This window comes from Actinomyces bovis (genome assembly GCF_900444995.1).
GTDB classification, from domain to species: Bacteria; Actinomycetota; Actinomycetes; order Actinomycetales; family Actinomycetaceae; genus Actinomyces; species Actinomyces bovis.
Genome location: NZ_UAPQ01000001.1, coordinates 130,392 through 151,568, shown reverse-complemented (window position 1 = coordinate 151,568; position 21,177 = coordinate 130,392). Strand labels below are relative to the sequence as shown.

The 21,177-nt window shown below is 63.1% G+C and carries 17 protein-coding genes; 13 read left to right on the top strand and 4 right to left on the bottom strand.

The genetic code is table 11. From position 1 onward, the window contains the following. The first annotated feature begins 157 nt into the window (after window positions 1-157). On the top strand, window positions 158-1,561 hold the full coding sequence (locus DR039_RS00645; RefSeq protein WP_170166890.1) for a YibE/F family protein: 1,404 nt from the start codon (window positions 158-160) through the stop codon (window positions 1,559-1,561). On the opposite strand, the gene dusB is transcribed toward DR039_RS00645, so the two are convergent. Next, complete coding sequence (gene dusB / locus DR039_RS00640) at window positions 1,541-2,788, bottom strand: tRNA dihydrouridine synthase DusB (RefSeq protein WP_267489819.1); 1,248 nt, start codon at window positions 2,786-2,788, stop codon at window positions 1,541-1,543. The genes DR039_RS00645 and dusB overlap by 21 nt on opposite strands. Window positions 2,789-2,942: 154 nt before the next feature. On the opposite strand from dusB, the gene fabG reads away from it, so the two are divergent. From fabG to DR039_RS00625, 3 genes are all read left to right on the top strand, one after another. Next, window positions 2,943-5,315: a 3-oxoacyl-ACP reductase FabG gene (gene fabG / locus DR039_RS11840; RefSeq protein ID WP_456318602.1), complete on the top strand. Its 2,373-nt coding sequence runs from the start codon at window positions 2,943-2,945 to the stop codon at window positions 5,313-5,315. A 4-nt stretch (window positions 5,316-5,319) separates the two neighbouring features. Further along, window positions 5,320-6,150, top strand: coding sequence for an SDR family oxidoreductase (locus DR039_RS00630; RefSeq protein ID WP_111835481.1), 831 nt, complete (start codon window positions 5,320-5,322; stop codon window positions 6,148-6,150). 61 nt (window positions 6,151-6,211) lie between these two features. Further along, entirely contained in the window at window positions 6,212-6,688 is a 477-nt protein-coding gene (locus tag DR039_RS00625; RefSeq protein WP_229116718.1) for a SixA phosphatase family protein, read from the top strand. 39 nt (window positions 6,689-6,727) lie between these two features. Here the strand turns inward: DR039_RS00625 and serB are convergent, their stop codons facing one another. Next, entirely contained in the window at window positions 6,728-7,417 is a 690-nt protein-coding gene (serB, locus tag DR039_RS00620; protein ID WP_111835479.1) for a phosphoserine phosphatase SerB, read from the bottom strand. 74 nt (window positions 7,418-7,491) lie between these two features. Then, window positions 7,492-8,736: a glucose-1-phosphate adenylyltransferase gene (gene glgC, locus DR039_RS00615; RefSeq protein WP_111835478.1), complete on the bottom strand. Its 1,245-nt coding sequence runs from the start codon at window positions 8,734-8,736 to the stop codon at window positions 7,492-7,494. A gap of 237 nt (window positions 8,737-8,973) precedes the next feature. Between glgC and glgA the strand changes: the two genes are divergently transcribed. Together glgA and DR039_RS11170 are read left to right on the top strand one after the other, a co-directional pair. Continuing rightward, window positions 8,974-10,194 carry a glycogen synthase gene (gene glgA / locus DR039_RS00610; protein ID WP_111835477.1) on the top strand — a complete coding sequence of 407 codons (1,221 nt, stop codon included), beginning with the start codon at window positions 8,974-8,976 and terminating at the stop codon, window positions 10,192-10,194. A 324-nt stretch (window positions 10,195-10,518) separates the two neighbouring features. Further along, the gene (locus DR039_RS11170; RefSeq protein ID WP_170166889.1) at window positions 10,519-10,977 is read left to right on the top strand and encodes a hypothetical protein; all 459 of its coding nucleotides are present in this window, start codon (window positions 10,519-10,521) and stop codon (window positions 10,975-10,977) included. Window positions 10,978-11,134: 157 nt separating this feature from the next. On the opposite strand, the gene DR039_RS00600 is transcribed toward DR039_RS11170, so the two are convergent. Further along, entirely contained in the window at window positions 11,135-12,262 is a 1,128-nt protein-coding gene (locus DR039_RS00600; protein WP_111835475.1) for a hypothetical protein, read from the bottom strand. A gap of 639 nt (window positions 12,263-12,901) precedes the next feature. On the opposite strand from DR039_RS00600, the gene DR039_RS00595 reads away from it, so the two are divergent. From DR039_RS00595 to ppk2, 7 genes are all read left to right on the top strand, one after another. Beyond that, window positions 12,902-13,684: an ABC transporter ATP-binding protein gene (locus DR039_RS00595; RefSeq protein ID WP_111835474.1), complete on the top strand. Its 783-nt coding sequence runs from the start codon at window positions 12,902-12,904 to the stop codon at window positions 13,682-13,684. A 126-nt stretch (window positions 13,685-13,810) separates the two neighbouring features. Next, complete coding sequence (locus tag DR039_RS00590; protein ID WP_111835473.1) at window positions 13,811-14,290, top strand: NfeD family protein; 480 nt, start codon at window positions 13,811-13,813, stop codon at window positions 14,288-14,290. A 75-nt stretch (window positions 14,291-14,365) separates the two neighbouring features. Then, window positions 14,366-15,508 carry an SPFH domain-containing protein gene (locus DR039_RS00585; RefSeq protein WP_407641255.1) on the top strand — a complete coding sequence of 381 codons (1,143 nt, stop codon included), beginning with the start codon at window positions 14,366-14,368 and terminating at the stop codon, window positions 15,506-15,508. A 64-nt stretch (window positions 15,509-15,572) separates the two neighbouring features. Then, window positions 15,573-17,321, top strand: coding sequence for an ABC transporter ATP-binding protein (locus tag DR039_RS00580; RefSeq protein ID WP_111835472.1), 1,749 nt, complete (start codon window positions 15,573-15,575; stop codon window positions 17,319-17,321). Further along, window positions 17,318-19,321: an ABC transporter ATP-binding protein gene (locus tag DR039_RS00575; RefSeq protein WP_111835471.1), complete on the top strand. Its 2,004-nt coding sequence runs from the start codon at window positions 17,318-17,320 to the stop codon at window positions 19,319-19,321. The genes DR039_RS00580 and DR039_RS00575 overlap by 4 nt, the downstream gene beginning before the upstream one ends. Beyond that, on the top strand, window positions 19,318-20,193 hold the full coding sequence (locus DR039_RS00570; RefSeq protein WP_172458335.1) for a TrmH family RNA methyltransferase: 876 nt from the start codon (window positions 19,318-19,320) through the stop codon (window positions 20,191-20,193). Before DR039_RS00575 ends, DR039_RS00570 begins: the two co-directional genes overlap by 4 nt. A gap of 106 nt (window positions 20,194-20,299) precedes the next feature. Next, window positions 20,300-21,133, top strand: coding sequence for a polyphosphate kinase 2 (ppk2, locus tag DR039_RS00565; protein WP_111835971.1), 834 nt, complete (start codon window positions 20,300-20,302; stop codon window positions 21,131-21,133). Window positions 21,134-21,177 lie beyond the last annotated feature (44 nt).

Sequence of the window (21,177 nt, the reverse complement as noted above, 5' to 3'; positions counted from 1 at the left end):
AAAGCTAGGCAAACGGACCCGGCCTAGTGAAGCACTCGCTCTGAGCGCGCACGAATATTGCCTTGCCAGCGTGAGCGCGGTCCGCTGACTGCGCAAATACGCGACACCGGGTGCCCCACCGTCGAAAATCGGTGGGGCACCCGGGCATGATGAAGCCGTGAGCACCCCAGCGGAACCACCACAGCACGATGAGTCAGCCCCCACCAGGCGCAGCAGGCGTGACCTTCAAGGGGCCGCCGAGCATGCGGTCCTCGCTGCGGACGAGCACTGGGAGCACGGAGGGCATTCACACTCCCACTCAGCTCCGCTGAAGCTTGGCCCCACCGAGCGGCGGCGCGTGCGCATCATCTTGGCTGCCATCGTGGTTCCGTTGATCCTGGCCACCCTCCTCGGCTTGGCAGTGCTGTGGCCAGGCAGTCGCTCGCTGATCGGCTCCCAGCCATTCGTGGGCAAAGATTCCTCGCTCGCCACTGCCACCATCACCTCCTTGCAGGTAAACGACTGCAAGCAATCCGTGGCGCAGCTAGGCGCCGTCGTCAATGAGGCCCTGCTGGCAGACGCCGTCTGCGCGCAGATTGACTCAGGCGATTTCAAAGGCCTGAATATGCCAGTCCATATCCCCGCTGAGTCCCGCGGGGCCGCGAAGGTGGGGGCCCCGCTGCGCGTTGCTTACTCGCCAGCCGCACTGGCTTCCGGCACTCCGTACGTGTTTATTGACTATGACCGGCAGACGCCGGTGCTGGCGCTGGCGATTGTCTACCTACTGCTGGTGGTTGCAGTGGCGGGCCGAAAGGGGGCTGCATCAGTCTTGGGACTGCTGCTGTCCTCCGGGGTGCTGGTTGGCTTCATGATTCCTGCTCTCTTGGCAGCACATTCACCCTTAGCCGTGACCCTGGTGGGCTCCAGCGCCATGATGCTTCTGGCCGTCTACGTGGCCCATGGCATCTCCGTGCGCACTACGACGGCGCTGCTGGGCACCCTCGTAGGGGTCGCAGTCACCGTGCTGCTGGCACTGTGGGGGGTGGAAGCTGCGAACCTGACCGGTGCGAATGAAGAGTCCGCACTGGTTTTGAACAGCTTGGTCAAGGGACTAGACCTGCGCGCCCTGCTGACCTGCGGCATGGTGGTAGCAGGCCTGGGAGTGCTTAACGACGTCACCATCACCCAAGCCTCCTCAGTATGGGAGCTGCACGCAGCCAACCCAGCCTTGGGTTGGGGACGGCTCTTTGCTGGCGGCATGCGCATTGGTCGCGACCACATCGCCTCCACCGTCTACACCCTGGCTTTCGCCTATGCCGGCACCGCCCTGCCCCTGATCCTGGCTGCTGCCGTCATTGACCGGGCCGTGGTGGACACCATGATGTCTGGTGAGATCGCGGAGGAGATTGTGCGCACTCTCGTCTCCTCAATCGGCCTAGTGCTGGCGATCCCAGCGACGACGGCGATTGCCGCCATGCTTTGCCGCACCACACCGGTCGATTATGAGGACGATGAAGAACTCTGGGACGAGAACGAGCTGGCGCCCGCCGTCGGCAATAACTCAGCCCCCAGAGACGTCTGATTCAGCGTCGAGCAACAGCACCCGCTGTTCCGCGCTGAGCACAGGGGAGTCCAGCCAGCCGTCGGGCAGATGCGTCCGCTTAGGGCTGCCTGCGCGTCCACGCGGTCCTTCCACCCGCTCACCGGGATAGGGCACCTGTTCGGGCAGTCTGGCGCGCATAGAAGTCAGCGCGCAGTGCAGGCCCTCCAGGCTATCAACATGCATGAGCTCGTCCCGAGCCCGGCCACTCACCGGGTAGCCCTTGAGGTACCAGCCGATGTGTTTGCGTAGGTCCCGCACGCCCCGGCTTTCACCCAGTTCTGCAGCCAGGAGCCGGCCATGCGCTGCAATCACTGCGATTACCTGGTCTAAATCCGGGTGAGTGCGCTGCGCTGAGCCGTGGAAGGCAGAGACGATATCCGCGAAAAGCCAAGGGCGTCCTTGGCAACCGCGCCCAATTACGACGCCGTCGGCACCGGTCTGCTCCATCATGCGCAAGGCATCACTGCCGGTCCAGATATCGCCATTGCCCAGCACCGGTAGACGAGTGGAATCCTTAAGTCGAGCGATAGCCTGCCAGTCTGCATTGCCTGCATAGTGCTGCTTAGCGGTGCGCCCATGCAGGGCAATCGCTGAGATACCAGCGTTCTCTGCGGCCCGAGCGACGTCTAGATAAGTCTGGTGGTCCTCATCAATGCCTAGCCGCGTCTTGACCGTAACTGGCACCGGGACTGGACGCTGGACGGCAGCACAAGCGGTTTCTGCTGCGTTTACGGTCTCCCGTAGGATCGCTGCCATAAGGTCCCGCTTCCAAGGTAGGGCGGCACCTCCACCTTTGCGAGTAACTTTGGGGGCCGGGCAGCCGAAGTTCAGGTCAATGTGATCAGCCATATCCTGTTCAATCAGGATGCGGACGGCCTTGGCCGCGATGCCTGGATCTACCCCGTAGAGCTGGATCGAGCGGACCCGCTCTGCTGGGTCCGTGCGCACCATCGCCAGTGTCTTTTCGTTGCCTTCCACTAGGGCGCGAGTGGTGACCATCTCAGTTACGTAGATTCCGGCCGGGGCACTCAACTCGGTCCCAACTTGAAGGGGACCTGGCTGGGATGGCCGTAGTGCAGCCGGTAGCGCGGCCTCGCCGTAATCGCGGCACAGGCGCCGGAATGAGGCATTGGTTACTCCCGCCATTGGTGCCAGTTCCACCGGCGTGCCGACCTTGATCGGTCCGATCCACAATGGCGGAAACAGGCATGGTGGGGCCGCTTCAGGCGCTTGTGGGGGAGCGCTTGATACGTGATTTGCTGGAGAAGTTGGCACCCGCAAATGCTGGCATATGGACCCGGATGGAGTTCTCTGCTCTGGATTGAAGCTATCAGTGGTTTGAGACACGTAGGCTGCGTCCATGCCTTCCTGGTCCCTGCCTGACGCCGTCCCTGCCCGCGCCTCGGTACGTCACTCCGGGCGCAGCCCTGAGCTGTCCGACGAGCCGACAGTTGAGATGCCTGCACTCGTGTGGGCACCGCTGAGGCCTGAGTCACCGCTGGAGTCCGATTCGCTGCAGGACGCTGAGGTCCCTGACGACACCACTCTGGATCAAGTGACCCGCATTGAGGGCTTGGATGCAGCTGTGGTGGAGGAAGGCTCCTCCGCTGAGCTGGTGGAAGCAGAGCTAGCCCCGGCACTGCCGCGGGAGGACGAGGCCGTTGCCGACGCGGCCAGCAAACTGCCGCCAGCACCGCCTCCACCGCCTAGCGCTGAAGATGAGCAGGCGCGTGCGGCTGCAGTGCGCGAGGGCTTCCCAGGAGGTCTGTTTGGTGAGGACGACCTGGATGAAGCTTTGGTGGAAGCGCAATCTGAGCGTGGCGACACGATTCCCGTATTAGTGGTGATACCTCCGGAGGTGCTCGCCTATCAGGCGGAGACCGAGGAGAAGCTGGGGGAGGCGCCCTCCTGGTCGGCGGGAGGCTGGCATGTGGCGCCTTCGCCAGTAGGCAGCCCGGAGGTATCAGGCTATCCAGAGGAATGGGTCTTCCAGGCTGGGGCGGTTACAGCAGACGAGCCGGTCGAGGAGGATGAGCCTCAGGAGACGGTTGTGCCCGAGCCAAGCCTTCAAGCTGAGGCGTCTTTCGAGCTAGAGCCGGTAGTTGAGTCGCCGGATGATGCGGCGGTGGATGAGCAGAGCGACCTGACTGACCAGGGTGAGCCAGCAACGGTTCTGGCTGAAGCGGAACCCCCAGCCCGGGCGGCACTGGTACTGGTTGATTCCCCCCTGTCAGCTCCATCAGCCCCGTCAGGCGAATCCGCTGAAGAGGCGGAGGCTGAGGACGAGCCTGAGCCTGAATCTGAGGACCAGCCGGAGCCCGAGAGCGAGCTTGAAGAAGCATCGGAGCCTGCTCCTGTGGAAGAACCCGAGATCGAAGCAGCTCCGGAGTATGAGCGCGCAACTGAAGCTGAGGTGGCTGGGGCGGTTGAGGACACTCCTGTGAAGGCGCAGTCCGCCGACGCCGCCGTCGAGCTGGGTGAGATGCCAGCAACTGAGGCTGCTGCGCTTGTTGAGCTGAGCGGTGCTGACCACGCTCCTGAGGTAAAGCGCCTAGTCTGCAGTGACTACGGCTTCATCCCTGGTGAGGAACTAAGGGATGAGGAGGAGGCCGAGATGGAGCCTGCGGAAGAGCCCGAGATTGAAGCGGCGCCGGAGCTGGAGCCTGAGCCCGCCGCAGTGCTTGAAACTGAAACAGAGCCGGAGCTGGAACCTGAGCCCGCCCCAGTACCAGAGCCAGACTTGGACGCTGGTGTTGTAGACGACCAATTGGAAGAACTAAGCGAAGCCGCGGAGCCGGAAACACCAGTTTTGGCAGTGCAGGAGGTTGCTTACGAGGAAACTGACAGCTCCATAGAACACCTCGCAAGCACGTCTGAAGAACCCCAAGAGGCTGCAGCAGAGCCGGTTGAGGAGGAGCCCGTGCCCGCGACCCAGACCCCGGCGCCAGAGCCCGCTGCAGCGGCACCAGTCGTGGCAGCAGCCGCAATACCAGCAGGCGCTGCACCTAAATCGCCCAAGCCTAAAGATCGTCCCCGGTCTGTCCTAGTCACCGGCGCATCGCGGGGAATTGGGAGGGCAGTGGCCCAGACCATGCTGGACGCTGGCGAGCAGGTCGTCGGGATATCTCGCAGCGGAGAGGCCCCGGAGGGCGCACTGGGCCTAGCTGCTGACGTCACAGATGAGGCTGCCATCGACGAGGCCGTCGCTAAGGCAGAGGCGGAGAACGGGCCGATTGAGGTGCTGGTGGCATGTGCCGGCATTGCCCGTGACTCTCTGGCCGCCCGCACCTCGGACGCCACCTGGGAGTCGATGCTGAAGACCGACCTCACCGGCGTATTCCGGACCGTTCGAGCTGTTCTGCCACAGATGATGCGCGCCCGCTCTGGCCGGATCATCCTGGTCTCCTCTGTGGTGGCTTCGCGCGGCGGGGTCGGACAGGTCGCCTACGGTGCGGCCAAAGCCGGAGTCGAAGGCCTAGTGCGTTCCCTGGCCCGTGAACTAGCTCCACGCGGAATCACCGTCAATGCCGTGGCCCCGGGCTTCGTGGCCACGGATATGACCAACTCTCTGCCCAGCGTGGTGCGTGAGGCGCATGTGGCTGCCACCCCCATTGGTCGCATGGCCACCCCCCAGGAAGTAGCCGCCCCGGTGGTCTTCCTGGCTTCACCCCAGGCTTCCTATATCACCGGTGCCGTCCTGCCGGTCGACGGGGGCCTGGGCATGGGACGCTAAGGGCATGAGTCCACAGGACGCCGTCAAGCAGCCCCTAAACACTTCCAGCAACAGCAGTTCGCATTGCTACCTGGTAACTGGTGTCCTGCGCCCTAGCTCAGTTGCCACCGCCGTGGCGCGGGAGGCTCTGGCCCAGGGCGCACGCGTGATTCTGACGGCGCCTGCCGCAACCGCGGCCCTAACGGCGGCCCAGGCGCGTCGCCTTGGTGTCACCGCCCCGGTCCTGCAGTGGGACGCCACAGACCCAGCCAGTGGTGCCAAGCTTGCCAATGACCTGGCTGCGCTGGGAGTTAAGCGCCTGGATGGTGTGCTGCACGCCGTCGCTCATGCTGACAGCGGGCTCCTGGGCACTCTCCTGCCTAAGGGGCTGGATACCGACCTGGTGCAGCGAAGCAATAGCCTGGAACGAGCCTTCACCGTCTCCGTCACCAGCCTGTCCTCACTTACAGCCGCGCTTAAACCCCTGCTGCACCCCGGCGCCAGCCTGCTGAGCCTGTCCTTTGACACCAGCCACGTGCACCCCGGTTACGGCTGGATGGGACCCTTAAAAGCCGCCCTAGAAGCTGTTGTTCGAGGACTGGCGGTGGAACTTGGTCCCGACGGCGTGCAGGTCAACGCTCTGAGCTTGGGCCCCCTGCAGAGTCCTGCGGCCCAAGCCATTCCGGGATTCAGCCAGCTCGCTGAGGCCTGGAGTGAGCGGGCCGCCATCGGATGGGACCCGGCCCAGCCCGAAGCCGCCGCACGCACCGCCCTGATGCTGTTGGCTGGAGCGCTGCCAGCCACCACTGGTCAGGTGCTGCGCTGTGACGGTGGCGCAGCCCTTGCCAGCAGGTGAATCGTGACGCTCGACCTCCTTGCCGTAAAGTGAGCACGTGAGCCAACGAACCCTCGTCCTTGTGCGCCATTCCAAGGCCTCGCACGATGCCCCAAGTGACATTGAGCGACCTCTGACCAAGCGGGGCAAGGACATGGCTGAGGCGCTTGCCAAGGAGCTGGCTCATAGAGTCGGGCCGGTGGACCTGCTGCTGGTCTCGCCCGCCGCTCGCGCCAGTCAGACCGCCCGCCCACTCATAAACCGCCTGAGCCCCGGCGAGGTCCGCGTAGAAGCTGCAATCTATGAGACCGGCCCCTCGGGCGTGCTAGACCTAATCAACACCGTCCCGGAGACAGCAGCCTCAATCGTGGTCGTGGGGCACGAACCCACGATCTCCTCCTTGGCCCGCCTCCTGCACGACGCCGATGACGCCCAGGCCGCCGAAATCTCCTTTGGTGTGCCCACCGCCACCGCCGTCGTCATTAGTGTGGAGGGCGATTGGACCGGGCTCGCTGCTCGTTCAGCCCGCATTCGCGAGGTCTTCACCGCCCGCCGCTGAGCCCGGTGGCGGATAAGCCGCTTACTCAGAGTAGGCCGCTTAGACCAGCTCTAACACTGCGCGCAGATCGCGCACGTTCACGCTGGCAGGAGCTTGCTGGCGCACCACAGGCTTAGCGCAGAAGGCAATGCCCAGGCCAGCCACGGCGATCATGCCCAAGTCGTTGGCGCCATCGCCCACGGCCACAGTCCGCTCCAGGGGCACCTTCCGCTCAGTGGCCCAGGCGCGCAGACAACGCACCTTTTCCTCCCGGTCCACGATCCGTCCCAGAACTCGGCCAGTCAGCTTCCCAGCCACTACCTCTAGGCGGTTGGCAGCCACATAGTCGATGCGCATGCGCTTGGCCAGGGGTACCACCACCTCCGCAAAGCCCCCGGAGACCACCCCGACGGCGCAGCCGCGCGCATGCAGAGCATCAATCAACTCCTGCGCACCACAGGTAGGAGTTACCTCCGCAAGCACCTCCGGGAAAACGCTTGCACTTACGCCCTGCAAGGTGGCCACACGCTCACGCAGAGAAGCCGCAAAGTCCAACTCGCCGCGCATGGCGCGAGCGGTCACCTCCGCCACTAATGCGCGGGTGCCGGCACGCTCGGCGAGCAACTCAATGACCTCTTGCTCAATGAGCGTGGAGTCCACGTCCATCACCAGCAGACCCGGCCCCCCCACCGCTAGCGGCCCGCCGCTAATGCCTCCAGAAACGCGTGGTGCAGTGTGCTCATAGTGCATGGGCTGAGCCTAACCGCGCGCCACGCAGAGCAGGCGAGCAGATCTGAGGTCGCAAAGGCGTGATTGCTGAAGCCTCAGCGGTTAACCGTCTGGCCCTTGGCCACAACCGTGATGCCAGATTCGGTGACGGTGAAGCCCCGCTCCCGGTCATGGTCGTGGTCAATACCCACCATCGCGCCTTCTTCCACGCGGACGTACTTGTCCAGGATCGCCCGGTTGACCACAGTGTTGCGGCCCACCATTACGCCGTCCATCAGCACGGATTCACGCACCGAGGACCACGAGTTGACGCGCACCTGTGGGGACAAAACGGAGGAGATCACTTCACCACCGGAGACGATCACACCGGGGGAGACAATCGAGTCGATCGCGTGCCCCAGACGCTCGTGGTACCCGTACACGAACTTGGCCGGCGGCATGGCATTGGTGTACCCGGCGAACAGCGGCCAGTGACTGTTGTACAGGTTGAAAACAGGATTGACGCTAATGAGGTCTTGGTGGGCCTCGTAGAAGGCGTCCACGGTACCCACGTCACGCCAGTAGTCGCGGTCACGCTCGGAGGCCCCCGGAATCTCGTTGTCCTTGAAGTCGTAGACCCCAGCCTCACCGCGGTCCACGAACCAGGGCACGATATTGCCGCCCATATCGTGTTTGGAGGTCTCGTCCTTGGAGTCCACCGTGACGGCCTCTAGGAGGGCGTCAGCGTTCATAATGTAGTTGCCCATTGAGGCCAGCACCTCGTCCGGGGAGTCAGGCAGGCCCGGAGTCTCCTTGGGCTTTTCCACGAAGGCCTTGATGCGCTTGGGGTCCTGAGGATCGGTCTCAATGACACCGAACTGGTCTGCCAAGGAACGCGGTTGGCGGATACCAGCGACCGTCAGTGGCAGGTTCGAGGCAATGTGCTGGTCCAGCATCTGTGAGAAGTCCATGCGGTAGATGTTGTCCGCGCCGGTGATGACGACGTATTCCGGTCGCTCGTCGTCGAGCAGGTTCAGGGACTGGAAGATCGCGTCGGCGCTGCCCAGGAACCAGTGCTTGCCCACGCGCTGCTGAGCGGGCACCGGGGCGATGTAGTTGCCCAGCATGTCTGACATACGCCAGGTCTTGGAGATATGCCGGTCCAGGGAGTGCGACTTGTACTGCGTGAGCACGACTACCTTGAAGAAGCCCGAGTTGATCATATTTGACAGGGAGAAGTCGATCAGCCGGTAGATGCCGCCGAAGGGCACGGCGGGCTTGGCGCGGTCAACCGTCAGGGGCATGAGCCGCTTGCCCTCACCGCCCGCGAGGATGATTGCGAGTACACGTGGAGAAGCCATGGCCCCACCCTACGTGTTGCCGCTGCTCTAGGTAGGCAAAACGGCCAAGGCTTTGAGAGCAGTTCACCAATCCGCAGATCCCCAGCGGCAACAGCATGAAACGCTCACCTGCGCGAGCCCCTTGAGATACCTTCAGAGGTGGCGGCGCAAGGGTGCCGCCCAGTTAGCGGGCTCCCTGAGACCACCCGCGTGCTGAGTCCCAGCGAGGCGTGCCGCGCACGCAGTGAGGAGCCATCCATGAGGGTCGACCTGCTCACCAAGGAGTACCCGCCCTTCATCTACGGTGGGGCCGGGGTGCACGTCGAAGAGTTGGCCAAGGTGCTGCGGCCGCTGGCTGATGTGCGTGTCCACGCCTTCGGAGGGACCCGCCAGAACGCGGATCCGGGCGTGACCGGCTACCCGGAGGTGGCTGAGCTCGAGGGCGCCAACGCTGCTCTGCGTACCTTCGGAGTGGACTTGGAAATCGCTGCGGGCTGTGAGGGAGCGGACATCGTTCACTCCCACACCTGGTACGCAAACCTCGCCGGGCACCTGGCCTCCCTGTTGCACGGTGCGCCCCATGTGCTCTCCGCCCACTCTTTGGAGCCCCTGCGTCCTTGGAAGGCTGAGCAGCTCGGAGGCGGTTATGCCCTGTCCTCCTGGGCTGAGCGCACCGCCTACGAGTTCGCAACCGGGATCATCGCGGTATCCAACGGCATGCGCGCTGACATTCTGCGCTGCTACCCCAAGGTTGATCCGGAGCGCGTGAAAGTAGTTCATAACGGCATCGACCTGTCCTCCTGGAGCCGGCCCGAAGATGAGGAGACACAGGCTGCTGCTGCCGCCACCATGGCTCGCTTAGGCATCGACGCTGACCGTCCTACCGTCGTCTTTGTCGGTCGCATAACCCGGCAAAAAGGCCTGCCGCACCTGCTGCGCGCCGTGGAGCAATTACCTGCTGAGGTCCAGGTGATTCTGTGTGTCGGCGCCCCCGACACCCAGGAGATCAAGGTTGAGGTGGAGGGGCTGGTGGTCGGCCTGCGTGAGAAGCGCACGGGTGTGGTCTGGATCGAGGAGATGCTGTCGCGCCCCGAACTGATCGCTGTGCTGGCCGCCTCTGATGTCTTCGTCTGCCCATCTGTCTACGAGCCCCTGGGCATTGTGAACCTGGAGGCCATGGCCGTGGGTCTGCCCGTTGTCGGATCGGCTACCGGCGGCATCCCAGATGTTATCGTCGACGGTGAGACCGGCTACCTCGTGCCCCTAGAGCAGCTGCAGGACGGCACCGGTACTCCACTCTACCCGGAGCAGTTCGCTGCGGACCTTGCTGCGCGCCTGACAGACCTGGTGATCAACCCTGGCGTAGCCCGGCGCATGGGTGCTGCCGCCCGCCGCAGGGTAGAAGACCACTTCTCCTGGTCCGCCGTCGCACAGCAGACTATGGAGGTCTACCGTTGGGCACTGGACAACCCGCGCTGAGGAGTCCAGATGCGTTGCCCCTTCGACACTTCCATCCAACCCCGCGTGGGGGCGCACAACAAAGATCGCCCTCGTCGTTGCCAGCTTTCTTAAGCACGACGAGGGAGAGTTAGTTGACGACGATACCATGATACGGCAACTGCGAGTTATCGGCGTGAGTGTGGTGCTTAAGATCGGGGTTTTGGTTGGTGTGGTGGGGGAAGGTCGGGGTGATTGTGGTCTGGTGGGTTAACTCGGTGTGGTGCTTGACGTCCGCGAGTAGATGTGCAGGCCGTGAGAACACGGTTCCCGCGGGCCAGGCTGTGACCGATCTGCCAGACCCCGATGAAGAAGTCCGGCCGTACCGCCGCCGGCGCCCAGCGGTGGAAGTGCACCGCCTGGCGTGCCTCGACCACCGCACCCAGACCACAGGCCCCGCCCGTACCCGGCCCGAACGTGCCTACGGCCGGGCAGGTGGAGGACTTGCACGACCCGCTGGAACGCACCACCAACCCCGTGGAGTCCGTCAACGCCCAGGTCCGCGACCGGCTACGCCACCACCGCGGCACCACCACCGACCACCAGGCCGCCATCGCCGAGTCGACCCTGCACACCTACACCCAAGCCCCCGCCACACCAGCCGCCCTCCTAGCCCACTGGACCGCACAGGACCGCCCCCAACGCACCCGCACACCCAAGCCCACAACCAGCCACCCCAACACCCACCCCGCCGGACCAGGCACCACCCCCACACCCGAAGAAGGCCTATGGGCACGCAAAGGCTGGGCAGGACGAACCAGCTAGCACCACACGACACGCCGACCTAAAGCACCACGTTCACGCCGATAACCCGCAACTGCGGCGGTGACCGCGATCTTACTAACGTTGCGCGAGGCTGACTATGACTGTCGCTCCTGCACTGGTGGTGGTGCGGTGCGCCCTATGAGTCGCCGGGGGCAAGTTAGGATGTCACCGTCATGAGGAACACTTCCCGCCCGTCCTCTGTGGTGCGACGGGCACTTGTGCGTCCGGATACTGTCTCGCCAGTCAGCTTGAGCACACCGTCCTCGTAGGTGTACTTCCCCGCCTCGAGAGGTATGTTGTAGCCTGTCGTTGCGTCAGCGCCACGCAGTGTCGTTGCGCCGACTACGCTCACTTCCCCGTCCTGTGAGCGCAAGTTGAGGATAGTGTTGACCAGGACTGTTAGACCCTTGTAGGTGTAGGAATTCTCGTAGGAAACCTGAGGACGACCCTCGTAGCGCAGGTAGGGCACGGAGGTGTTAGCCGTTACACGGTCGACCTCCTCCATGGCTGGCTTTACTCGCGCGTCCTCCTCGGCAATGAGTTTCTCGATCTCTTGGCGTACGTTACCGCCTGTGTCGTCCGCCACCGGGGTCACCCCCTCTAGGAGGAGTTCTGCGGGCGCTTTGCCCGTAGAGTAGAAGTCGTCCTTCCATGTGGGACGCAACTCGTCAAGCAGGATGCCCGAGACGAAGCCGAGCATATACGATTCCTGGTCTACGCTGGTGCTCCTCTTGGTGTGGAGGCCAGCCACCTGCGCCTTGTGCAACTCCTCACCGGTAAGCTTGGAGCCCACATAGTCGCCACGACGCTCGATGTAGACAGCTGTGCCCTCACGCACGTCGTACTCGCGGATAGAGTCGACCTCCTCCCGGAAGCCGCTAACCCACTGGTCGTACCAGGAACGGGCGTGGGACAGGTGAGTGTCGCGGTTGGCAGGGTCTGTCACCGCCAGGTTAAGTCTGTCGTGGAGGAGGGCGCGCAGCACCCTAGGCTCGGACTGTAAGGGGTATACAGTGTCGCGGTTAGAGGAGGCCGAGCGCACGGCCTCGCTCTGATGGTAGAAGTGCACCAACTCGTGAGTAGCCAGCCGGTACAGGGTGCGCACCCTTGCTTCGACGCCACTAGCGGCAGGGCCGTTCTCGTTCTGGTCGGTCGCTATGTCGGAGGCGATCTCTCCGCCGCCGAACGACGGGTTGAGCAGCAAAGAGATTGCTGGACGGCCCTCGTGCTTTAGCTCATCGTAGCTGGGGGGCACGGTGATTCCAGCGTACTCTTTGGAATCCATCGTGCGTACCGATTCGGGTGTGATGAGCCATGCCGCCTGTGCTGATAACTGCTCGTTCGCCTTGAGTAGAACAATGCTGTGACGTGTGTAGTCCGCTCCAGGCCACACCTGCGACATGTGGGGCCAGTGCGTGCGTACCTGCTCGGCTAAGCCGTCGACGACGCTCTGGTCGTCGTTGTCCGTAGCAGTAGAGGAGGCTGTCGGGGATGTCGCCGTCGAGGCCGAGGTGCTCTTTTCACCCTTCCCGCTACAGGCTCCTAGGACGAGTACCGCCACGAGGCTGGTGCCCGCCGCATTTGCGGCAGTGATGAGCTGTCGTCGTGAGAGAAGAGACGGGGTTGAGGTGACAGTCGAGGTCACGGTGTTGTCCTCCTTCGAGAGCAGTACATATTGCGGCTTAAATTCTAGCCCCTGCTTGGCTCACGTACATGGATCCCTGGGGTGAGACGAGCAGCTGGGTTGCCTTGGACCTTAGGAGGATATATCTCGTACCTCAGGAGGATATCCTGGCCTTGCTTTGGACGCTCCTGAAGTAGGGGATGCCTGGTCGGTGCAACAGAGTGTTCTGCTCTAGCCCGTGCAGTTTTCAAGTGTCCTGGTGCGGGGGTACAGCTAGTGCTAACGCGCTAGGGTGGGCTCATGATCAGCGTTCTGAAACTCGACGATGTCTGCCTGTACCGCGGAGACACGCAGATCCTGTCCCACGTGAGTTGGAAGGTAGACGAGGGGGAGCACTGGGTGGTTCTAGGACCCAATGGAGTGGGCAAGACCACAATCTTGCGCATCGCGGCTGCCCGCTTGTTCCCCTCCTCGGGCACCGTAGACATTCTGGGGGAACGCCTGGGACGCGTAGATCTGGGGGAGTTGCGCCCACGTATCGGCATGGCTTCCTCAGCCCTAGCGGCCCAGGTTAGTGGTGGGTCCAAGGTCGTGGATCTAGTGCTTTCGGCCTCCTACGGCACGATTGACGTATGGCGCCAGGAGTTTGAACCATTGGATACGGACCGCGCCGAGGCTCTGCTAGGAGCCTTGGGGATCTCCCACCTGGCTGACCGACGCTGGAGCCAGCTTTCCTCAGGTGAACGCAAACGGGTTGAGATTGCCCGGGCACTGATGCCTGACCCGGAGCTGCTGGTCCTTGATGAACCGGCTTCTGGGCTGGACGTGGCGGGGCGTGAAGAGTTACTGGCTGCAATTACAGAGATCCTGGGCGGCAAGGGAGCTCCCACCATCGTCTTGGTAACCCATCACCTAGAGGAGATTCCCACCGGCTTCACGCACGCTCTGGCGCTGCGCGAGGGCAAAGCTGTGGCTGCCGGTCCGGTGGGTGAAGTGGTCACCTCTGCCGTTATGTCTGAGACCTTCGGGGTGCCTTTGGAGGTCCGTTTAGACCGGGGCCGCTTCTCGGCACGCCTAGCCTGATACTCGCAAGAATCGGTGGAAATCCGGGCAGGACTCCACCTTGAGTAGGAGAGCAGCGACGCAGCGCGGTTGGTAGGATCGCCTTGTTGGCGCGTCAAGACGACGGGCCCGTTAGGAAGGATCCTGATGGCTTGGCTTTTGTGGCTTGGTGGGGCGCTGCTCTTGGCGGTGGTAGAGACCCTGACCGTCGACTTCACATTCCTGATGCTCGCCGGTGGCGCACTAGGTGGCGCGTTGACGGCTTTGCTCGGTGGGCCGTTCTGGTTGCAGGTGCTCGTCTCCGTCGTCATCGCTACGCTTTTGCTGATCGCCGTGCGGCCCTGGGCACGTCGTCGTATTCAGGCCACCGCACCCGATATGAAAACCAACGCTGAGGCACTGGTGGGGCGTGCGGCCACCGCTCTGACTGCGGTCGATGCGCGCGGCGGGCGCGTGCAGATTAGCGGTGCGGAGTGGAGTGCCCGGCTGGCACCTGCTGCTGTGGGCAGCACGCCTTCGGTCTCACCTGGCTCCGAGATGCAGGTAGTTGCCATTGAAGGCGCCACTGCGGTGGTCGCCCCCAAAATGCCCAATTTAGCTGGGGCTCAGGCTCCGCAGGGATGCTGATTCTCACAGATTTAGACGGCCTCTCTGGCCTGCAGCTGATCCAAAGGCCAGGGAATCAATTAGAAAGGCAGCCAGATGTCCACAATCCCGGTCGAGATGATCTTCATGGTCGTCCTCGTGCTCTTGGTCCTGTTCGTGGTTATCGCCCTGCTGCGCGCTGTACGGATCGTGCCGCAGAGTTACGCGATCATCGTGGAGCGCCTAGGCAAGTTCCAGGCGGAGTACGGCGCCGGCATGCATATCCTCATGCCTTTCGTGGACCGCGTACGCGCCACCGTAGACCTGCGCGAGCAGGTGGTCTCCTTCCCACCACAGCCAGTGATCACCTCCGACAACCTGGTGGTCTCCATCGACTCAGTCATCTACTACCAGGTCACTGAGCCCAAGCGCGCCACCTACGAGATTTCCAACTACTTGCAAGCCATTGAGCAGCTCACTATCACCACGCTGCGTAACGTCATCGGCTCCATGGAGCTGGAGGAAACCCTGACCAGCCGCGACCAGATCAACGGCCAACTCCGTGGCGTGCTGGATCAGGCAACCGGTCGCTGGGGCATTCGCGTCAGCAATGTGGAACTCAAGTCGATCGACCCGCCGGCCTCTATTCAGGGCGCCATGGAGCAGCAGATGCGCGCCGAGCGTGACAAGCGCGCTGCCGTGCTGACCGCTGAGGGTGTTAAGCAGTCCCAGATCCTCACCGCCGAGGGCGACAAGCAGTCTGCGATTTTGCGCGCAGAAGGCCAGGCCCAGTCCTCCATCCTCAAAGCCCAAGGTGAATCCAAAGCCATCCTCGCGGTCTTCGACGCCATTCACCGTGGCAACGCCGACCCCAAGTTGCTGGCCTACCAGTACTTGCAGACCCTGCCCAAGATCGCCAACGGTTCGTCTTCCAAGATTTGGATTGTGCCCACGGAGTTCACCGCCGCGCTCGACGGTATTGCCGGAGCCCTGGGCGGCAACGGCGCCAAGGCCCCGGGCGGTTCGGCAGCTTTCACCGGTGAGGCTGAGAATGTGCGCGTTGACTTTTCAGGCATGGACGCCGCCAGCCTGGCCATGCCCGCCGACCTAGCGGAAACGAGCCTGCCTAACCCCAGTGAAGCCCTGGCCCAGGCCCGCCATGAGGCCGACGCTGCCTCCGATGAGGCCGAGACTGCTCCGAGCGGCTACCATTCGGCCAGCACCCAGGCACTGCCGCCCTCAGTGCCACCGCAGAACTGAGCTCAGCCCAGGCTGACAGCGAACCGCGCCCCGAATAACCGGGGCGCGGTTCTAGTATCAGCCGGTGCTTGCAAAGACACTGCGTCAGTATCTGGGGCCATACCGAGCCTCGCTTATAGCGGTCCTGCTCCTAAAACTCGTGGAGACCACCGCCGCCCTGACCCTGCCAACCCTGAATGCCAAGATCATCAACGAGGGCGTGGTAGCTGGAAACTCGGCCCAAATCTGGCGCGTCGGCGGCTTCATGCTGTTGGTCACCGCCTTACAAGGGGCGGTCGCCATCGCCGGTACCTACCTGGCGGCCCGCGCCTCCATGGGGATGGGACGAGCCCTACGCAAAGACGTGTTTGACCAGGTGCAGCGCTTCAGCGTGGAGGAAGTCTCACGTTTCGGGGCACCGTCCCTGATTACTCGCTCTACCAATGACGTCCAGCAGATCCAGATGGTCATCTTCATGGTCTTCTCCCTGATGCTGATGGCCCCGATCATGCTGGTGGGCGGCACCTTTATGGCATTGCGGGTGGATGTGCCTCTCTCCGGGCTGCTGCTAGTGCTGATCCCCCTGCTGCTGGTGGTCGTGGGGCTGCTCATGCGCAGACTCTTGCCACATTTCAAGGCCATGCAGTCGCGCATTGACCGGATCAACCTAGTGATGCGTGAACAGATTCAAGGTGTGCGCGTGATCCGCGCATTTGTGCGCCAAGACCATCGGCGCGCCGTCTTCTCTCAAGCTAATGAGGAGCTGACCGCAACCTCCCTGTCAATCGGCTACTTGTTTGCGCTGCTCATGCCTTCCGTCATGCTCATCATGAACCTGGCTTCCCTGGGAGTCATGTGGTTTGGGGGACAGAGGATCGAATCTGGTGCCATGGAGGTTGGTGACTTAACGGCCTTCTTGAACTACATCATGCAGATCCTCTTCTCCGTGATGATCGCCGTCATGATCGTTACGATGCTGCCGCGCGCACAGGTGGCCGCCGAGCGTATTCAAGAGGTCCTGGAAGTAGACCCGGCTATCAAAGTCTCCTCCAGCCCCACCCACCTACCGCCGCTAGCAGCTGCCAACCGTGGTCGTACAGTGCGCTTTGAGGATGTGACTTTCCGCTTTCCTGGAGCTCAGGCGGCAGCCCTAAGCCAGGTGAACCTGACCCTTAAACCGGGCACCACCACTGCGGTTATCGGCTCTACTGGCTCAGGCAAAAGCACCCTGGTCAACCTCCTGCCGCGCCTGCTGGATGTCAGCAGCGGCAAGGTGAGCATCGACGGCGTAGACGTGCGCGACCTTGAGCTCTCGGAACTGCGCGGCGCTGTGGCCACCGTGCCACAGAAGGCCTACCTCTTCTCCGGCAGCATCCGCTCCACCCTCCAGCACGGCAAATCTGACGCCAGCGACGCCGAACTCTGGGACGCCCTGGAGACTGCGCAAGCCAGTGGATTTGTGCAGGCTCTTGACGAGGGCTTGGACCACAAAGTGGACCAAGGCGGGGTCAACTTCTCCGGTGGGCAGCGCCAACGCCTGGCTATTGCTCGCGCTTTAGTGCGGCCCGCGGGCGTCTACATCTTTGACGATTCCTTCTCCGCTCTGGACTACGCCACTGACGCCCGCCTACGCGCGGCCCTGCCCGCGGCAACCGACGGCGCCACCATCCTGGTGGTTGCTCAGCGGGTGGCTACGGTGCGGGGCGCAGAGCAAATCGTCGTGCTGGAGGAAGGCCGCGTGGTCGGCACCGGCACCCACGAGGAACTGATGGAGAGCTGCCAGACCTACCAGGAGATCGTCCTGTCCCAGATCAGCGCGGAGGAGGCGGCATGAGCCACGGACCCGGACCGCGTCATGACAATCCCAACGAGAAGGCCAAGGACTTCAAAGGCACCTGGCGGCGCCTGCTTAAGGAACTCGCCCCCGAGCGTGTCCGCATCACTGTGGTGGTAGCCCTAACCGTCATCTCGGTGGTGCTTAGCGTCCTCGCCCCCAAGGTGCTGGCGCGCGCCACCAACATTATTTTCTCCGGCGTCATCTCCAACCGGCTGGCTGCAATGGGGGCGCCTAGGGGCACCAGTGGGGCAGAACTGACCCGGCTGTTGGAGGCGGCAGGCCAGGGAGAGTACGCCTCCATGGTCTCCGCCTACGACATCGTGGTGGGCCGGGGCATGGACACCCCCGCCCTGCTGACGGTGCTGGCCCAAGTGCTGGCACTTTACGGTGTCTCAGCAGTGTTCTTATGGATTCAGGGACGCATTCTGGCGGGTGTCATTCAGCGCACCGGCAAGCGCCTGCGAGCTGAGGTGGAAGACAAGCTCACTCGCGTGCCGCTGTCATACATCGACCAGGGCAGCCGAGGAGACATGCTCTCGCGCGTCACCAACGACGTCGACAACGTCACCCAGACCCTCCAACAGACCCTCTCCCAAGCAGTTAACGCCGTCATCACGGTGGTGGGCGTGCTGGCGATGATGCTGACCGTTTCCATTGGCCTGTCCCTGGTCTCCCTGGCCACAGTGCCCGTAGCTTTTATTGTCACCGTGCTGATCGCCAAGCGTGCGCAGCCGCATTTCACCGAGCAGTGGGCAGCTACCGGCGACGTCGGTGGCGTGGTGGAGGAAGCCTTCAGCGGGCATGAGGTGGTTACCCTGTTCTCCTCCGAGAAGCAGTTCGCCCAGCTCTTCGACCAGGACAACCAGCGTCTTTACGAAGGCTCCTACCAGGCGCAGTGGATCTCAGGGACCATCCAGCCAGCCATGCGCGTGGTCTCCAACCTGAACTTCGTGGTTATCGCGGTATTTGGTGGGCTGCGCATTACCCAGGGCGCCATGACCTTGGGGGATGTTCAGGCCTTTATCCAGTACTCCCAGCAGTTCACCCAACCCATCACCCAGTTGGCCTCCATGGCGAGCCTGCTCCAGTCAGGCGCCGCAAGTGCCGAGCGGCTCTTTGAGGTCATGGACGCGCCCGAAGAGGAGCTGCCTAGCAGCACTGAGCAGCTAGCGCCGCGCGTGGCAGGCCGGATCGTCTTTGACCATGTGCGCTTCTCTTACAGCCCAGAAACTGAGCTGATTAAGGATCTAAACCTAGTGGTGGAGCCGGGCCAAACCGTCGCCATTGTGGGCCCCACCGGGGCCGGTAAGACCACCCTGGTGAACCTGCTGTTGCGTTTCTACGACCCACAGGAAGGCCGGATTCTCATCGACGGCGTGGACACTCGCCGAGTGTCGCGCGACGAGCTGCGCCGCCAGATCGGCATGGTTTTGCAGGACACCTGGCTATTTGAGGGAAGCATCGCGGAAAACATTGCCTTCGGGGCTCCCGGCGCGGGGTCAGAGCAGGTGCTGGCGGCGGCTAAGGCCGCCAGCGTGGACCATGTGGTTTCCGCTCTGCCCAAGGGCTATGAGACGGTGATCGACGACTCCGGTGCTGGCGTTTCAGCCGGTGAGAAGCAGTTAATCACCATCGCCCGCGCTTTCTTAGCCGACCGCCAGATTCTGGTGCTGGACGAAGCCACCAGTTCTGTGGACACTCGCACGGAGCTGCTGGTGCAGCAGGCCATGGTGGGTTTGCGTCACGGACGCACCAGCTTTGTGATCGCCCACCGCCTGTCCACCATCCGTGACGCCGACGTCATCCTGGTTATGGAGGATGGTGACATCGTGGAGCAGGGCAGCCATGAGCAACTAATCGCTAAGCGGGGCGCCTACTGGGAGCTCTACCAGAGCCAGTTCAATGGGCCCGCGGATGAGGCGGAGCCCGCCGCGTCGGATAGCGGCCTGGCGTTGACTCAGGGCAAGCGCAGCTCTGCAAGCAGGAGGCAGTCTTGATCATTAGCTTGGAAAGCCTGGGGGAGCCAGGTATTGCGGCACTGTTGGAGGACTACACCCGCCTGACCGATGTGGCTTTGCGCCGGCGCTTGGAAACTGAGCGGGGGCTTTATATGGCGGAGTCCTCCAAAGTGATTGCCCGGGCGGTGGAGGCTGGGCACGCGCCCCGATCCTTCCTTATGGCGGAGCGGTACCTGGAGGAGTCTGGCCCGATGATCGCCGCCGCCCCGGGCACCGCTGGGAGGGCCGACGGCGGGGAGGTGCCGGTGCTGGTGGCCCCTGAGCCGGTGCTGGAACAAATCACAGGCTTCCACCTGCACCGGGGGGCATTGGCAGCTATGCACCGGCCCGAGCTGCCTACAGTGGCCCAGGTCTTGGCTGGTGCGCGCGGTGGGGCTGGCGCCCGGCGGGTGGCGATCCTGGAGGATCTGGTGGATCACACGAATGTGGGCGCCGCCTTCCGCTCAGCGGCCGCCTTAGGCATCGACGCCGTGCTGGTCACCCCGCACTGCGCGGACCCGCTGTACCGGCGCAGTGTGCGGGTTTCCATGGGCACGGTCTTCCAGGTGCCGTGGACGCGAATTGAGCGGTGGCCCGCTATGGATGAGTTGCACGCCGCTGGTTTCACCGTGGCGGCTTTGGCGCTGTCTGCGGACTCGGTGAGCCTGGATGAATTTGTGGCCTCACCGGCCTGCACAGGTGAGGAGTCGCGGGTGGCAGTAGTGCTGGGCACGGAGGGGGACGGGTTGGCGCGCCAGACCATCACAGCTGCCGACGCCGTCGTGCGGATCCCTATGGCTGGGGGAGTTGATTCGCTAAACGTGGCTGCGGCTGCCGCCGTCGCCTTTTGGGCTTTGCGCCTGCCAGCCTAGGACTTGCTGGGGCGTGTTGCGGATCGGCGGGAAACTAAACGCGGCGATCCAACACCTGCGGCTGTGATCAGTGCGACACTCAGGTATGGCCAAAAAACACCCCAAGATGGACCGCGCCCTCTATGAGGCTGAACTGCTGCGCCTGCAGGCGGAGCTTGTGGAGATGCAGGAGTGGGTGAAAAGTACTGGAGCCCGCGTCGTCATTATCTTTGAAGGGCGTGACGCTGCAGGTAAGGGCGGCGCCATTAAGCGCGTCACCGAGTACCTCAACCCTCGCATCGCCAAGGTGGTGGCACTGCCAGCGCCCACCGAGCGAGAACGCAGCCAGTGGTATTTCCAGCGCTACATTCCACATCTGCCTGCCGCAGGTGAGATCTGTCTGTTTGACCGCTCCTGGTACAACCGCGGGGGAGTCGAGCACGTTATGGGCTACTGCACCCCGGAGGAACACCGCCGCTTCTTGCAACAGTGCCCTGTCTTTGAACGGATGCTGGTGGATGACGGCATCCTCTTGCGCAAGTACTGGTTCTCTGTTTCTGAAAAAGAGCAGTACAAGCGCTTCAAGTCCCGGGTTACGGACCCCATGCGCCGTTGGAAGCTCTCACCAACTGACCTGGAGTCCATCACTCGCTGGGAGGACTACTCCCGCGCCAAGGACGAGATGTTCGTGCACACCGACCTCGATGTGGCGCCCTGGAACGTGGTGGAGTCTGAGGACAAGCGCAAGGCGCGCATCAATATGATCGATCATCTGCTCAAGTCCATCCCTTACCAGCACATCCAGCGTGAGGAATTGAAGTTCCCCAAGCGCCCGGATACCAATGGCTACCAGCGCACTGACCGTTCGCTGCAGCGAGAAGTGCCCGATCACGCCGCCACCGTTACGGCCGATGGGGCTGGTTCCGGTTATGTGGATGTGGAGGACGAAGGCGTGCATTGACCGGTGCCATGACGGTGGTCGGCCCGTTCCCTGCTGGAGGGAAC

What these genes read in the sequence shown, in the direction of transcription:
- fabG (WP_456318602.1), top strand. Translation starts at nt 2,943, where the DNA reads ATGCCTTCCTGGTCCCTGCCTGACGCCGTCCCTGCCCGCGCCTCGGTA.
- ppk2 (WP_111835971.1), top strand. Translation starts at nt 20,300, where the DNA reads ATGGACCGCGCCCTCTATGAGGCTGAACTGCTGCGCCTGCAGGCGGAG.
- serB (WP_111835479.1), bottom strand. Translation starts at nt 7,417, where the DNA reads ATGCACTATGAGCACACTGCACCACGCGTTTCTGGAGGCATTAGCGGC.
- DR039_RS00585 (WP_407641255.1), top strand. Translation starts at nt 14,366, where the DNA reads ATGTCCACAATCCCGGTCGAGATGATCTTCATGGTCGTCCTCGTGCTC.
- glgC (WP_111835478.1), bottom strand. Translation starts at nt 8,736, where the DNA reads ATGGCTTCTCCACGTGTACTCGCAATCATCCTCGCGGGCGGTGAGGGC.
- DR039_RS00600 (WP_111835475.1), bottom strand. Translation starts at nt 12,262, where the DNA reads ATGGATTCCAAAGAGTACGCTGGAATCACCGTGCCCCCCAGCTACGAT.
- DR039_RS00630 (WP_111835481.1), top strand. Translation starts at nt 5,320, where the DNA reads ATGAGTCCACAGGACGCCGTCAAGCAGCCCCTAAACACTTCCAGCAAC.
- DR039_RS11170 (WP_170166889.1), top strand. Translation starts at nt 10,519, where the DNA reads ATGAAGAAGTCCGGCCGTACCGCCGCCGGCGCCCAGCGGTGGAAGTGC.
- glgA (WP_111835477.1), top strand. Translation starts at nt 8,974, where the DNA reads ATGAGGGTCGACCTGCTCACCAAGGAGTACCCGCCCTTCATCTACGGT.
- DR039_RS00590 (WP_111835473.1), top strand. Translation starts at nt 13,811, where the DNA reads ATGGCTTGGCTTTTGTGGCTTGGTGGGGCGCTGCTCTTGGCGGTGGTA.
- DR039_RS00575 (WP_111835471.1), top strand. Translation starts at nt 17,318, where the DNA reads ATGAGCCACGGACCCGGACCGCGTCATGACAATCCCAACGAGAAGGCC.
- DR039_RS00595 (WP_111835474.1), top strand. Translation starts at nt 12,902, where the DNA reads ATGATCAGCGTTCTGAAACTCGACGATGTCTGCCTGTACCGCGGAGAC.